The sequence below is a fragment of the Tenacibaculum sp. TB-56 genome (assembly GCF_059716275.2).
This window is the reverse complement of record NZ_CM201367.1, coordinates 1,659,139-1,672,497: the sequence shown is the minus strand read 5'-3', so window position 1 is coordinate 1,672,497 and position 13,359 is coordinate 1,659,139. Positions and strand designations below refer to the sequence as shown.

Annotated in this window: 15 protein-coding genes; 13 read left to right on the top strand and 2 right to left on the bottom strand. The window is 32.0% G+C overall.

What is annotated here, in order from left to right; all coding sequences use genetic code 11:
• Positions 1–21: 21 nt before the first annotated feature.
• Positions 22–327: a hypothetical protein gene (locus AC3VI6_RS08120; protein WP_497705810.1), complete on the bottom strand. Its 306-nt coding sequence runs from the start codon at positions 325–327 to the stop codon at positions 22–24.
• 21 nt (positions 328–348) lie between these two features.
• Positions 349–579, bottom strand: coding sequence for a hypothetical protein (locus AC3VI6_RS08115; RefSeq protein WP_497705809.1), 231 nt, complete (start codon positions 577–579; stop codon positions 349–351).
• Positions 580–656: 77 nt separating this feature from the next.
• Here AC3VI6_RS08115 and AC3VI6_RS08110 point away from each other — a divergent pair, with 77 nt between their 5' ends.
• From AC3VI6_RS08110 to rodA, 13 genes are all read left to right on the top strand, one after another.
• Positions 657–1,736 carry a diphosphomevalonate decarboxylase gene (locus tag AC3VI6_RS08110; RefSeq protein WP_497705808.1) on the top strand — a complete coding sequence of 360 codons (1,080 nt, stop codon included), beginning with the start codon at positions 657–659 and terminating at the stop codon, positions 1,734–1,736.
• 23 nt (positions 1,737–1,759) lie between these two features.
• Positions 1,760–2,254: a toxin-antitoxin system YwqK family antitoxin gene (locus AC3VI6_RS08105; protein ID WP_497705807.1), complete on the top strand. Its 495-nt coding sequence runs from the start codon at positions 1,760–1,762 to the stop codon at positions 2,252–2,254.
• 51 nt (positions 2,255–2,305) lie between these two features.
• Positions 2,306–3,232, top strand: a complete 927-nt coding sequence (locus AC3VI6_RS08100; protein WP_497705806.1) for a mevalonate kinase family protein — start codon at positions 2,306–2,308, stop codon at positions 3,230–3,232.
• A 9-nt stretch (positions 3,233–3,241) separates the two neighbouring features.
• Positions 3,242–4,159 (top strand): geranylgeranylglycerol-phosphate geranylgeranyltransferase, encoded by a 918-nt coding sequence (locus AC3VI6_RS08095; protein ID WP_274634480.1) that lies wholly within the window; start codon positions 3,242–3,244, stop codon positions 4,157–4,159.
• Positions 4,160–4,206: 47 nt separating this feature from the next.
• Complete coding sequence (locus tag AC3VI6_RS08090) at positions 4,207–5,043, top strand: pseudouridine synthase (protein WP_497705805.1); 837 nt, start codon at positions 4,207–4,209, stop codon at positions 5,041–5,043.
• A gap of 91 nt (positions 5,044–5,134) precedes the next feature.
• On the top strand, positions 5,135–5,587 hold the full coding sequence (locus tag AC3VI6_RS08085; protein ID WP_298996437.1) for an XrtF-associated fRMsr-like GAF protein: 453 nt from the start codon (positions 5,135–5,137) through the stop codon (positions 5,585–5,587).
• An 84-nt stretch (positions 5,588–5,671) separates the two neighbouring features.
• Entirely contained in the window at positions 5,672–5,797 is a 126-nt protein-coding gene (locus AC3VI6_RS08080; RefSeq protein WP_408034764.1) for a hypothetical protein, read from the top strand.
• Positions 5,798–5,942: 145 nt separating this feature from the next.
• Complete coding sequence (gene purH, locus AC3VI6_RS08075) at positions 5,943–7,469, top strand: bifunctional phosphoribosylaminoimidazolecarboxamide formyltransferase/IMP cyclohydrolase (RefSeq protein ID WP_497705804.1); 1,527 nt, start codon at positions 5,943–5,945, stop codon at positions 7,467–7,469.
• An 82-nt stretch (positions 7,470–7,551) separates the two neighbouring features.
• Positions 7,552–8,580 (top strand): rod shape-determining protein, encoded by a 1,029-nt coding sequence (locus AC3VI6_RS08070; protein ID WP_298996445.1) that lies wholly within the window; start codon positions 7,552–7,554, stop codon positions 8,578–8,580.
• A 16-nt stretch (positions 8,581–8,596) separates the two neighbouring features.
• Positions 8,597–9,424, top strand: coding sequence for a rod shape-determining protein MreC (gene mreC, locus AC3VI6_RS08065; RefSeq protein WP_497705803.1), 828 nt, complete (start codon positions 8,597–8,599; stop codon positions 9,422–9,424).
• On the top strand, positions 9,417–9,923 hold the full coding sequence (mreD, locus tag AC3VI6_RS08060; protein WP_497705802.1) for a rod shape-determining protein MreD: 507 nt from the start codon (positions 9,417–9,419) through the stop codon (positions 9,921–9,923). The genes mreC and mreD overlap by 8 nt, the downstream gene beginning before the upstream one ends.
• Positions 9,920–11,806: a penicillin-binding protein 2 gene (gene mrdA, locus AC3VI6_RS08055; RefSeq protein ID WP_497705801.1), complete on the top strand. Its 1,887-nt coding sequence runs from the start codon at positions 9,920–9,922 to the stop codon at positions 11,804–11,806. Before mreD ends, mrdA begins: the two co-directional genes overlap by 4 nt.
• On the top strand, positions 11,787–13,064 hold the full coding sequence (gene rodA / locus AC3VI6_RS08050) for a rod shape-determining protein RodA (RefSeq protein WP_497705800.1): 1,278 nt from the start codon (positions 11,787–11,789) through the stop codon (positions 13,062–13,064). Before mrdA ends, rodA begins: the two co-directional genes overlap by 20 nt.
• The last annotated feature ends 295 nt before the right edge of the window (positions 13,065–13,359 follow it).

Below are 13,359 nucleotides of genomic sequence, written 5' to 3'. Positions count from 1 at the left end.
TTCGAAATGACTTTATTTTTTTTAATCTTCGTCTTCTTCTCCTTCTTCTTCGTAGCAGTTAAAAACGATAGAGTACCCATACTCTACAGCTTCTTCATACAACTCTTTTTGCTCTTCATCTTCTACATCGTCAACAGAATCTAACGTAAAATATTCGTCTTCTATTTCTACTACTTTCCAGTCTTCTTCCTTGATGTAAAATTTAGCTAACTGCATAGCTCCTTCGATATCTTTATAATCGATATACAAACTTACATACGCTCCTAAAACTTCATCGTAATGTTCAGATGATTTTTTTGGTTTTGCTAAGGCATTAATTAAAAACATAGGTCTATTTTTTTGTGTTATTTACGCTAATTCTCCTCTATGAGGTTTTAATGCATCTCTAAAAATCTTCATATTCTCTTCATCAACCACTATAAAAGCAATGGTATGCATTTTGTTTAAAGATACAAAATTTACTTCATGATATGGCAAATTATCTATCTGTGCAAACTCTTTTAAATGTATACAGTGATGCTTTGCCGTTTCCAATCCATCAGGACCTTTAAAATCCCAAATCAGTTTAATTTTTCTCATGCAACAAAAATACCCAATTAAAAATTCATTAGCACAAGTGTAAGTGAAACTTTATCTTTACCGCAAAATTTTACACTTTGAATACATCTGATTTTATATTTCAATCTCAAGACAAAAAAGTAGAAAACTTAACAGTTACTTGGCAAACACCTAGCAATATTGCTTTGGTAAAATACTGGGGAAAAAGTGAACCACAAATCCCAAAAAATGCTTCAATAAGCTTCACGCTAAACAACTGTCATACTACTACAAAAATTGAGTTTTCAAAGACAACCCCTAAAAATCAAGCTCAATTTGAATTGTTCTTTGAAGGAAAAAAGAAAGATGATTTTAAACCTAAAATAGCTAAGTTCTTTGAGCGAATTCAAGAATATTGTCCGTATATCTTAGAGTATTCAATGGTTATTTCTTCGGAAAACTCTTTCCCGCACAGTAGCGGAATTGCTTCTTCTGCAAGCGGAATGAGCGCTATCGCTATGTGTTTAATGAGCTTAGAAAAAGAATTAAATCCAGAGTTAACTAAGGAATACATCAACAAAAAAGCATCTTTCTTAGCTCGTTTAGGTTCTGGAAGTGCTAGTAGAAGTATTGAAGGTCCGTTAGTGGTTTGGGGTAAACATCCAAAGATCGATGGAAGCTCAGACTTATTTGGTGTAAAATTCCCATACGAAGTACATCCTATTTTCGAAAACTATCAAGACACCATTTTATTGGTTGATAAAGGAGAAAAACAAGTTTCTAGTACTGTTGGTCATAATTTGATGCACGATCATCCGTATGCTGAAAATCGTTTTATTCAAGCGAATGAGAACCTTGAAAAACTATCCAAAATCCTTCAAAACGGAGACATCAAATCCTTTATCAATTTAGTTGAAAGCGAAGCGTTAACGCTACATGCAATGATGTTAACTAGTAATCCGTATTTTATTTTGATGAAACCTAATACGTTAGAAATTATCAATAAAATCTGGGAATACAGAGAGGAAAACAACAGTAATATTTGCTTTACTTTAGATGCAGGTGCAAACGTACATGTACTTTACCCTAATTCAGAAAAGACTGAAATTGAACTGTTTATTAAGAATATTTTAGCTGCATACTGCCAAAAAAATCAGTATATTTGTGATAGCACGGATCTTGGTGCAAGACTTGTGTAACCTTAACTAAATTTCCTACTATCATGAGAAATTCAACTATACTACTATTTTTTGTTTCCCTTTTTATCACTACGTCCATCTTTGCGCAAGACACTGTGTGGTTTGATAAAAACTGGCAAGAAACAACTAAAGAAAATCACGAATTTTACAGACCCACACCTAAAAGAATGAACAATGGCTTTTGGATTGTAGATTACTACAAAAATGGCCAAATTCAAATGGAAGGATTTAGCACTGTTAACATTCCTAATGAAGAAGAATTTGACGGTTTAGTATTGTATTATCACCCTAACGGTAAACCTTTTCATAAAGCCAATTATAAAGACGGAAAGTTACACGGCATACGAAAAGTTTACTACGAATCAGGAGAACTTAAAGAAGAAGGTAAATACGAATATGGTAAAAGAGAAGGCATTTGGAAAACTTTTTACAAAAACGGTAAAATCGAATCTAAAGGAAAATATCGAGAAAACGAGAAAGTTGGTATTTGGAAAACTTTTTACAAAAACGTATACTAGTTTGTAAACTAGCACTTTTACTCGTATCTTTGCCCTGTAATTAAAACACCTATGAAAGGACCCTTATTTTACGCTAAAATATTACTCTTCGGAGAATACGGAATCATCAAAGATTCTAAAGGACTAGCTATTCCTTTTAGCTCTTATAAAGGCGCATTAAAGTCTGCTAAAAACCTAACCGGAGAAGCTGAAAAATCAAATCAAAGTTTAGCTAAATTTTATACGTATTTAGCAAACTTAAACTCTGATTTAGTTTCTTTTGATTTAGCTTCATTAAAAAATGACATCGATAATGGTATGTACTTCGACTCTTCTATTCCGCAAGGATATGGAGTGGGAAGTTCTGGTGCTTTAGTGGCATCTATTTACGACCAGTATGCTAACGATAAAATTACGGTTTTAGAAAACCTAACACGCGATAAGTTACTTGCATTAAAACAGATTTTTTCTTTAATGGAATCTTTTTTCCACGGAAAAAGTTCTGGATTAGATCCGTTAAACTCATATTTAAGCTTACCTATCTTAATCAATTCGAAAGAACATATTGAACCAGCTGGCATTCCATCTCAAAAAGAAGGAAAAGGAGCTGTTTTCTTACTAGATTCTGAACAAGTTGGTGAAACTGAACCTATGGTTAACATCTTTATGAATAAGATGAAAAACGAAGGATTCCGTAAAATGATAAGCGAAGAGTTTGCTACGCATACTGATGCTTGTATTGAAGATTTTTTACAAGGAAACGTAAAATCGTTGTTTGGTAATGTAAAAAAGTTATCAAAAGTAGTATTAACTAACTTTAAACCTATGATTCCTACTGCTTTTCATAAAGTTTGGGAAAATGGAATTCAAACAAACGATTACTACTTAAAGCTTTGTGGTTCTGGTGGTGGAGGTTATATCTTAGGATTTACTGAAGATTACGAAAAAGCAAAAAATAGTTTAAAAGATTATAAATTAGAATTGGTGTACCGCTTTTAAAATGCTACTATGAGTACATTTAAAAACAACACCTTACTTTTAAAAATATTAAGCCTTTTATCAGTCATAAGAGGTTACAATATTTTAGTATTAATAGCAGCCCAATATTTGGCTGCTATTTTTATTTTCTCTGATGTAAAATCGGTTAAGCCTGTTGTTTTCGATTGGCATTTACTCTACTTAGTTATCGCTACTGTTTGTGTAGTTGCAGCAGGATATATCATCAATAATTTTTATGATAAAAATGCTGATAAAATCAATCGTCCTATAAAAACTGGGATTGACTCCTACGTAAAACAAGAAACAAAGCTCAGACTTTATTTTTTACTGAATTTTATTGGCTTTGGTTTTGGCTGGTTAGTATCATGGAGAGCAGCTTTCTTTTTTGCGGTGTATATTTTCGGCATTTGGTTTTATTCACATAAATTAAAAAAATATCCGTTGGTTGGACTCATTACTGCAACCATCTTAACTATACTCCCTTTTTTTGTTGTATTTGTACATTATAAAAACTTTTCAAAAGTGATTTTTGTGCATGCAATTTTTCTCTTTTTAGTTATTATGACACGAGAATTAATCAAAGATTTAGAAAACATTAAAGGAGCTATCGCCAACAACTACAATACTTTTCCTGTAATTTATGGCGAACGTACTACCAAAAGAACTATTATTTTATTAATGTTTCTTACATTAGTTCCTATCGGGATTATAAACACCTACCCTGCTATTGAATACATGAAATACTACTTCTATTTAGCAGCAATCACCTTAATTTTTGTCGGATTTTACACATGGAATTCCGTTCATAAAAATCAATACAGGTTAGCACATAACATTTTAAAAGTGTTATTATTAATTGGAGTATTCAGTTTGTTATTTATTGATAAATCGCTGATTTTAGATAAAGTAATTGAAGTTTTAGATTAAAACTCAAATAATTACCGTAAATTTGCGCACTTTTTAAAAATTTAAGAATGAATTCAAAAAACTCGTCGAGAGGACGACAAGCTGGACGCAACAGCAATCCTCAAGGAAAAAATCAATTCAAAAAAGATTTCAGAAAACCTAAAACCAACAAACCTGTTCAGAAAAAAACAGAAGATACTGGTATTCGTTTAAACAAATTCATCTCAAACTCAGGAATTTGCTCTCGTAGAGAAGCTGACACTTATATCGAGCACGGAAGTGTTTCAGTAAACGGAAAATTAGTTACTGAAATGGGATATAAAGTACAACCAACTGATGAAGTTCGTTTTGATGGTACGTTAATTTCTATGGAAAGAAAACGTTATGTATTACTTAACAAACCTAAAAATTACATCACAACCATGGAAGACGATCGCGGTCGTAAAACAGTGATGGAAATTATTGAGAATGCTACCAAAGAACGTATTTACCCTGTAGGAAGACTAGACAGAAACACCACTGGTTTATTATTATTTACCAATGACGGTGAAATGGCCAAGAAGTTAACACATCCAAAGCACAATGTACGTAAACTATATCATGCTTCGTTAGACAAGAAATTAACTATAGCTGATTTAGAAAAATTACGTGGTGATGTAGTTATCGAAGGAAGAAAGGTATTTATTGATGCAGTTTCTTATGTAGATGGAGAGAAAAAGACTGAAGTTGGTATTGAAATCCACTCAGGAAGAAACCGTATCGTTCGTAAAATCTTTGAACACTTTGGTTACCATGTAATAAAACTTGATAGAGTTGTTTTTGCTGGATTAACCAAGAAGAATTTACCTCGTGGTAGATGGCGTGAGCTTACACAACAAGAAATTAACAATTTACAAATGATGTAATAAAAAATCCCGAGCTTATTTCTCGGGATTTTTTTATGCTATTTTTGTAAGCACATACAAGTCTTTACGAACAAGATAAGAAACATATAAAATGAACATACAAGAATTAAAAAATAATATTGATACTATAGTTAGTAACACTTCTTCAAAAGAAGAAAAACTACAACAAATTTGCGATTATTTAGCTTCTGAAATTGCTTACTACGATTGGGTTGGGTTTTACTTTAGAAACGGAGATAAGGAAGAACTAAAGCTAGCACAATTTAACGGAGAACCAACCGAACACACTATTATCCCTTTCGGAAAAGGAATTTGTGGTCAAGTTGCTGTAAGTAACAAAAACTTTGTAGTACAAGATGTTAGCGAACAAGATAATTATATTTCTTGCGGATGGAAGGTGAAATCGGAAATTGTAATTCCAATTTTTGTAAACGGAGAAAACATCGGTCAAATTGATATTGATTCTCATACCGTTAACCCTTTTACCCCTAATGATGAGGCTTTATTGGAATATGTATGCAACAAAGTAGCAAGTTTTATCTAATTTTTTAGATAATCATTTGATTTTTAGGATTTTTTTTGTTTTATTTGGTAAGTTTTTTAATAACCCCCATTTAATCCCCTTATTATGAGCAATAGAGAATATCCTTCTTATGCAGCATTAGGTAATGCTAATGCTCGTTCAGCATCTCAACAATCTTTACTAGAAAAATTTACTGCTTGGTTTCGTAATTTTTTAGAAACTGCAGAGTAATGTTTTCTTTTTTCATATTTGTTGTATGAAAGCGCCACCAGAATCGAATTAATTTTGGTGGCGTTTTTTACTTTTCAAAACTTAAAATTTTATTGTGTAAGCCCTAGGCTTTTACTAGCTTTGCAAGCTCAACAACACAACAATAATGGACAATACAAAAACTATTAAATCAGCATTAATTTCCGTTTTTCATAAAGACGGATTAGAGCCTATCGTAAAAAAACTTAACGAACTAGGTGTTACTATCTATTCTACTGGTGGTACAGAGAAATTTATCAACGACTTAGGTATTGATGTTGTACCTGTAGAAGACGTTACTTCGTACCCTTCAATTTTAGGAGGTCGTGTTAAAACATTACACCCTAAAGTTTTTGGTGGTATTTTAAACAGACAAGACCATGACGGGGATGTTTCTGAAATGGAAGAATACAACATTCCGCAGTTAGATTTAGTGATTGTAGATTTATATCCTTTTGAAAAAACAGTAGCTTCTGGTGCTCCTGAACAAGATATCATTGAAAAAATTGATATCGGAGGAATTTCATTAATCCGTGCTGCTGCTAAAAACTTTAAAGACACAGTAATTGTTTCTTCAATGGAGCAATACGCAGAGTTCTTAAATATTATTTCTGAAAACAACGGAAACACTTCCTTAACCGACAGAAAAAAGTTTGCTGCAAAAGCCTTTAATATTTCGTCTCACTACGACACGGCTATCTTCAATTATTTTAACGAAGACGAAATCGTTTACAAAGCAAGTGAAACTACTTCAAAAGTATTACGTTATGGAGAAAACCCACACCAAAAAGGATTTTTCTTTGGAGATTTAGACGCAATGTTTGATAAGTTACACGGAAAAGAGTTAAGCTACAACAACTTACTAGATGTTGATGCTGCTGTAAACTTAATTGAAGAATTTAAAGGTGAAGATCCAACATTTGCTATTTTAAAACACAACAATGCTTGTGGTTTTGCACAACGTAAAACAATTCACCAAGCTTATGTTGATGCTTTAGCAGGTGATCCTGTTTCTGCTTTTGGAGGAATCTTAATTGCAAACACAAAAATAGATAAAGCTACTGCTGAAGAAATTCACGAATTATTCTGTGAAGTTGTTATTGCACCTGCTTACGATGCTGATGCTTTAGAAATATTAAAAGGTAAAAAGAACAGAGTAATCTTAGTTCAAAAAGAAATAGAATTACCAAAACAAACAGTAAGAACTGCTTTAAACGGGGTTTTAGTTCAAGATAAAGACTACATTACTGATAAATTAGAAGATTTATCGTACCCAACAAACAATAAACCATCAGAAAGTGAGTTAGAGGACTTGTTATTTGCATCTAAGCTATGTAAAAACACAAAATCTAATACAATTATCTTAGTAAAAGATAAGCAATTATTAGCTGGCGGAACTGGTCAAACAAGTAGAGTTGATGCTTTAAGACAAGCAATTGAAAAAGCAACAAGCTTTAACTTCGATTTAAACGGAGCGGTTATGGCTAGTGATGCATTTTTCCCTTTCCCTGACTGTGTAGAAATTGCAGATAAAGCAGGAATTAAAAGTGTGATTCAACCAGGAGGTTCTATTAAAGATCAATTAAGTATTGACTATTGTAATGATAACAATGTAGCAATGGTTTTTACTGGAACAAGACATTTTAAACATTAATTATATTCAATGTAAATTACCCACAGATTTTTATTAGATTTGTGAAAATACATTAAAATAAATATAAAATAACGAAATCTTTATGGGTTTTTTCGATTTCATGACAGAAGATATTGCAGTAGATTTAGGTACTGCCAATACACTTATAATTCACAATGGTAAGGTTGTTATAGACAACCCTTCTATTGTTGCTCGTAACAGAATAACAGGTAAAATTATCGCCACAGGTCATGAAGCAAATAGAATGCAAGGAAAAACCCATGAAAATATCAAAACTATACGTCCGTTAAAAGACGGTGTTATAGCAGATTTCCAAGCTTCTGAAGAAATGATTAAGGAATTTGTAAAACAAATTCCTGCAATTAAAAAGAGGCTTTTTCCACCATCATTACGTATGGTAATTTGTATTCCTTCAGGAATTACCGAAGTAGAAAAACGAGCAGTAATTGATTCTGGTCGTCACATGAACGCTAAAGAAATTTATTTAATCTTTGAACCTATGGCTGCTGCTATTGGTGTTGGTGTTGACATAATGGAACCTAAAGGAAACATGATTATTGATATAGGTGGTGGTACCACTGAAATTGCTGTTATAGCACTTGCTGGCATTGTATGTGATCAATCAGTAAAAGTAGCTGGTGATTTATTTACAAGCGATATTATGTACTACATGCGTACCCAACACAACTTATATGTTGGAGAAACTACAGCTGAAAAAATAAAACTACAAATAGGTTCTGCAACTGAAGATTTAGACAATCCACCTGAAGACATGATGGTGCAAGGTCGTGACTTATTAAGTGGAAAACCTAAGCAAGTACAAGTTTCGTATCGTGAAATTGCTAAAGCTTTAGACAAGTCTATTCTACGTATTGAGGATGCTGTGATGGAAACATTATCTAAAACACCACCTGAACTAGCTGCCGATATTTATAATACTGGTATTTATCTTGCTGGTGGAGGATCTATGCTTAGAGGTTTAGACAAGCGTTTGTCTAGAAAAACAGATTTACCTGTTTACGTTGCAGAGGATCCATTACGTGCGGTTGTACGTGGTACTGGTATTGCGTTAAAAAACCTAGAAAAATACAAAACAGTATTAATCAAATAAAATTGAATGATTATTTATGCAACAGCTTATTTATTTCTTTCAGAAGTATAAGTTCTTCTTATTTTTTCTATTTCTAGAAATTATAGCTGTTGCATTAATCATTAACAACCACTCTTTTCATAAAAGTAAATTTATTAGTTCTACTAATTTTATTACTGGTGGATTATATCAAAAATCTTCTAATTTATCGGACTACCTTAGCTTAAAAGAGAAAAATTCAGTTTTAGTTGAAGAAAACCTATCTCTAAAAAATAAATTAGAAAGACTTAACAGTTACTTTGATAGTATTTCGAGTCATCAGGCTATTGACACAGTTAAATTGAATCCTGATTACATTTATACTTCTGGAAAAATCATCAAGAACTCCTATAGCAAAACGGATAATTTTATAACGATTAACAGAGGAAAAAACGACAATGTTTCAAAAGAAATGGCTGTAATTAACAGCAAAGGTATTATTGGAATTACTGATAATGTATCTAATAATTTTGCCAGAGTACAATCTATTTTAAACTCTAAAAGTAACATTAATGCTAAGTTTAAAAACAATCATCATTACGGAACATTAGTTTGGAATGGTGAAGATTATAATATTGTTCAGTTAACTGATATTCCTCGTCAAGCAGTATTTCAAGTAGGTGACACGATTATTACAGGAGGTAGATCTATTATTTTTCCTGAAGGAATCCCTATTGGTACTATTATTAGAGTTCCCGAAGAATTATCTGCTGTTAACAATATTGATATTAAACTTTTTAACGACATGTCTAACTTAGGGTACATTTATGTCGTAACGAATCTTCATAAAGAAGAAATTAAAAATTTAGAAAACAATAATGAATAGAACTATTTACTTAATACTTTTATTTGTTTTTCTCTTGTTACTACAAGTGCTTGTTCTTAACAATATTTTATTTTTAGGATATGTAAACCCTTATATATACATTGTATTTATCTTTCTATATCCTATAAAAGAAAATCGTTTTCCTATTTTAATTACAGCTTTTTTATTAGGACTTTCGGTAGATGCATTTTCTAACTCTGGAGGTATACACACTTTCGCTACCTTGTTTATAGCTTACCTTAGGCTATTTTTTTTCAAGGTTATCTTTAAAAAATCGACTACAGACTATCAACTTTTTAACCTAAGACACGAATCTTTTGATAAGGTGTTTAACTACACTGCTATTTTAACACTTATTCATCATTTTATCTTGTTTAGTTTAACTAACTTTAGCTTTTACAATTTCACTAACGTACTTATCAACACACTATTTTCTAGTATTTTTACGTTACTCTTGTATTTTTTAGGAAGTTTTATATTTAGGAAAAAGCTAACATGAAACGAAGTTTTTTACTCTTATTTTTAATTACCCTTATCGGAATTATTTATATCTCTAGATTGTTTCACTTACAAATCGTAAAAGGAAGTGAAAACAATCTAACTCATAGCGCTACTATTAAGGTTGAGTATGATTATCCTTCTAGAGGCTACATATATGATCGTAATGGAAAACTACTCGTAGCAAATCAATTATCCTACGATGTAATGATTGTTCCGAAAGAAGTAGAGCCGCTTGACACCTTAGAATTCTGTAATCTTTTAAAAATTGATAAAGACGATTTTAAAAAGCGTTTTCAAAAAGCTGAAAATTATGCTCGTTGGCTTCCTTCAGTATTTTTAAAACAATTAGCTAAAGAAGATTATGCCTACCTTCAAGAAAAACTACCAAAATACAAAGGCTTTTATGTACAAAAACGTATTATTCGTAATTATCCTGTAAAATCCGCTGCAAATGTATTAGGTTATATTAGTGAGGTAAGTGAATACAAAGCAAAACAAAGCGACTATTACGAACAAGGAGAATTAATTGGCGCTTGGGGTGTTGAAAAACAATATGAAAATTATTTAAGAGGTATTAAAGGAAAAAAAAGATTTAAACGTAACAACTTAAATGAAATAACAGGTTCGTACAAAGATGGAAAATACGACACGTTAGCAGTTCCAGGAAAAGACTTAACCTTAACTATTGATAGTGAATTACAACAATACGGTGAATTATTAATGAAAGGTAAAAGAGGTGGAATTGTAGCTTTAGAACCTCAAACAGGTGAAATTTTAGCACTGGTAACTGCCCCTTCTTATGACCCAAACTTATTAGTTGGAAGAAATCGCTCTCCAAACTCAGTAAGACTATTTAACGATACTATTAACATGCCTACTTTCGACAGAGGTTTACAAGCATCATACGCACCTGGTTCTCCTTTTAAAATACTCACAGGCTTAATTGGCTTACAAGAAGGTGTAATTGATGAAAACTCAGGGTTTTTCTGTAATCATGGTTATCGTTATGGTAGAAGACCAAACGAATTCATGGGCTGTCACTGTAATATTGTTGGTCGTCCTGTTCGTTTAAAAACAGCTATTGCTAAATCATGTAACACGTATTTTGCTAACACCTACAGAAAAATTGTTGATAAATACGAAAACGCTACTATTGGTACAGATGCTTGGAGTGAACATGCCAAAAGTTTTGGTTTAGGAAATTATTTAGGGTATGACCTACCTTCTGGCCAAAAAGGACGAATTCCTGACGGAAAATTCTACGATAGAAGTTATGATTTTAGATGGGGAGCAACAACTACTATTTCCAATTCTATTGGTCAAGGTGAAGTAGAAACCACTCCTATCCAGCTAGCAAACATGACTGCTGCAATTGCGAACAAAGGATATTATTACACTCCTCATATTGTTAAAAAAATAGATAACAAACCTATTAAAGACTCTACTTATATAATGCGAAGAAACACAACTGTTTCTCCTGAACATTTTCCTGTTGCAATTGAGGCGATGTACGAAACATTTACCAGAGGTACGGCTAGATATAGTCAAGTTAAAGGAATAGACATTTGCGGTAAAACAGGTACTGTTGAAAATTTTATTAGAGTTAATGGAAAAAAAGTTCAGTTGATAGATCATTCAATCTTCGTAGCTTTTGCTCCAAAAGACGATCCTAAAATAGCCATTGCCATTTTTGTTGAAAATGGAGGATACGGAGCTACAATTGCAGCACCAATTACCAGTCTTTTAATTGAAAAGTATTTAAAAGGTGAAGTTACAAGAAAACATGTAGAAGATAGAATGATTAATTTAAGCCTTCAAGAACGATACGATAATCAATTACTAATCCAAAAAACAGATACAATTGCGACAAGAACGAAATAATATTTTTGCAGGAATTGACTGGCTACTTGTATTGTTATATATCATATTAGTTGGCTTTGGATGGATGAATATTTATGCCGCATCTTCAACAGAAGAATCTAGAGAACTATTTGACTTCTCAACAAAATACGGTAAACAACTTATTTTTATAGGGTTGAGTGTTCCTGTGATTATTTTTATTCTTTTCTTTAATTCTAAATTTTACGAACAATTCGCCAGTGTTTTATATATTATATCATTGGTTTTACTTGCTGGAGTTTTAGTCTTCGGAAAAAAAATTAACGGAGCTACTTCTTGGTATAATTTTGGAGGAATTGGACTGCAACCCTCTGAATTTGCAAAAGCTTTCACTGCTTTAGCCTTAGCTAAATTGATGAGTGATCGGCAATACAACCTTAAACTATTAAAAAACCAAGCAAAAGCCTTTGTCCTCATTTTTTTACCCGCATTTTTTATTGCATTACAACCTGATATGGGGTCAGTATTAATTTATTTTGCGTTCTTTTTTGTGTTAAACAGAGAAGGACTTACCTTAAGCTATATCTTATTCGGAGTAACAACCATTATTTTATTTATTTTAACCGTTTCTTTTGGCGCCAAATGGGTACTGATTTCTTGTTTATTAATTATAACACTTGCCACACTTTACGGAATTTATAAAGACAAGCGTTTTTTCCGTTTTAACGCATTAAAAATACTTAGCTCATATCTCTTTACTACTTTGTTTATTATAGGTATAAGTTACACCTATAATAATGTTCTTGAGCAACATCAAAAAGATAGATTTGACATTTTATTAGGAAAAGTTCAAGACAATAAAGGGATTGGGTACAACTCTTTTCAATCAGAAAAAACCATTAGTTCTGGTGGCCTCTCTGGAAAAGGTTTTTTACAAGGAGATAGAACACAAGGTAATTTTGTTCCTGAACAACACACCGATTATATATACAGTACCGTAGGTGAAGAATGGGGCTTTATAGGAAGTTCCTTCGTTATTATTTTATTTATGGCGCTTCTATATAGAATCATATACCTTTCAGAAATTCAAACTAACAAATTTGCAAGAATATATGGTTACAGTATAGCCTCTATCTTCTTTTTTCATGTTGCTGTGAATATAGGTATGGTAATCGGTTTATTTCCTACAGTAGGAATTCCGCTCCCATTTTTCAGCTACGGTGGTTCTTCTTTGTGGGGATTCACACTACTCTTATTCATCTTTATTCGTTTAGATGCTCATAAAAAGTACGATTGGTAACACCTTAGGTTTTTCTTTTTTAATCGAATAATAAGAATAGAAAAGGTTATTGAAAAAAATAGCTAGAAAAACCTTCTTCAACAAAACAATCTAAAAGCCTAACGAGTTAATTAACAGCTTGAAATACTGATTTTGTAGCCTCTAACTCTATGAGCTTATCCTACAGATTATATATGGAATAAACTGATTCTGTTAGTTTATTTACAGCCGTCGTTAGTGATTTATATTACTAATTTCGAATCAAAAAAAAAAGAAAGTACATTTTAAACTTAACTATAAAACAAAAACGCCCCGA

What these genes read in the sequence shown, in the direction of transcription:
- AC3VI6_RS08070 (WP_298996445.1), top strand. Translation starts at nt 7,552, where the DNA reads ATGGGTTTTTTCGATTTCATGACAGAAGATATTGCAGTAGATTTAGGT.
- mreD (WP_497705802.1), top strand. Translation starts at nt 9,417, where the DNA reads ATGAATAGAACTATTTACTTAATACTTTTATTTGTTTTTCTCTTGTTA.
- AC3VI6_RS08105 (WP_497705807.1), top strand. Translation starts at nt 1,760, where the DNA reads ATGAGAAATTCAACTATACTACTATTTTTTGTTTCCCTTTTTATCACT.
- mrdA (WP_497705801.1), top strand. Translation starts at nt 9,920, where the DNA reads ATGAAACGAAGTTTTTTACTCTTATTTTTAATTACCCTTATCGGAATT.
- AC3VI6_RS08115 (WP_497705809.1), bottom strand. Translation starts at nt 579, where the DNA reads ATGAGAAAAATTAAACTGATTTGGGATTTTAAAGGTCCTGATGGATTG.
- AC3VI6_RS08100 (WP_497705806.1), top strand. Translation starts at nt 2,306, where the DNA reads ATGAAAGGACCCTTATTTTACGCTAAAATATTACTCTTCGGAGAATAC.
- AC3VI6_RS08085 (WP_298996437.1), top strand. Translation starts at nt 5,135, where the DNA reads ATGAACATACAAGAATTAAAAAATAATATTGATACTATAGTTAGTAAC.
- purH (WP_497705804.1), top strand. Translation starts at nt 5,943, where the DNA reads ATGGACAATACAAAAACTATTAAATCAGCATTAATTTCCGTTTTTCAT.
- AC3VI6_RS08090 (WP_497705805.1), top strand. Translation starts at nt 4,207, where the DNA reads ATGAATTCAAAAAACTCGTCGAGAGGACGACAAGCTGGACGCAACAGC.
- mreC (WP_497705803.1), top strand. Translation starts at nt 8,597, where the DNA reads ATGCAACAGCTTATTTATTTCTTTCAGAAGTATAAGTTCTTCTTATTT.
- AC3VI6_RS08095 (WP_274634480.1), top strand. Translation starts at nt 3,242, where the DNA reads ATGAGTACATTTAAAAACAACACCTTACTTTTAAAAATATTAAGCCTT.
- AC3VI6_RS08120 (WP_497705810.1), bottom strand. Translation starts at nt 327, where the DNA reads ATGTTTTTAATTAATGCCTTAGCAAAACCAAAAAAATCATCTGAACAT.
- AC3VI6_RS08080 (WP_408034764.1), top strand. Translation starts at nt 5,672, where the DNA reads ATGAGCAATAGAGAATATCCTTCTTATGCAGCATTAGGTAATGCTAAT.